Below are 686 nucleotides of genomic sequence, written 5' to 3'. Positions count from 1 at the left end.
GTAATGTAGCGGTCGCTCAATTCTGCGGCGGCAACGATGGCGGGGTCAGTGATGTCGATGCCATGATGAATTTCATAGCGCTCCTGCAAACCGCGCAAGATGGCGATGGTGTCTTCCACGCTGGGTTCGCCGACCAATACTTTTTGGAAGCGGCGTTCGAGTGCCGCGTCTTTTTCGATGTATTGGCGGTATTCGTCCAAGGTGGTCGCGCCGATGCAGTGCAGTTCGCCGCGCGCCAAAGCCGGTTTCAACATATTGCCCGCGTCCATTGCGCCGTCGGTTTTGCCTGCGCCGACCAAAGTATGGATTTCGTCGATGAAAATCAGGGTGTTGCCGTCGTCTTTCGCCAAATCGTTCAACACGCCTTTCAAGCGTTCTTCAAATTCGCCGCGGTATTTCGCACCGGCAATCAATGCCGCCAAATCCAAAACCAGCAGGCGTTTGTTGCGTAGGGATTCAGGCACTTCGCCATTGACGATGCGTTGCGCCAAGCCTTCGACGATGGCGGTTTTACCCACACCCGGCTCGCCGATCAACACTGGGTTGTTTTTGGTTCGGCGTTGCAGCACCTGAATTGCGCGGCGGATTTCGTCGTCGCGGCCGATAACGGGGTCAAGTTTGCCGTCGCGGGCGCGCTGGGTCAGGTCGAGCGTGTATTTTTTCAGAGCATCGCGTTGATCTTCGGC

Annotated in this window: 1 protein-coding gene; it reads right to left on the bottom strand. The window is 56.6% G+C overall.

From position 1 onward, the window contains the following. A partial coding sequence (locus ACTHUR_RS14505; protein ID WP_440399279.1) for an AAA family ATPase occupies nt 1–686 on the bottom strand: 686 nt, incomplete at both ends.

Source organism: Neisseria sp. P0021.S007 (assembly GCF_051956855.1).
Note: the sequence above shows the minus strand (reverse complement) of the source record. Positions and strands in the feature narration are given on the sequence as shown.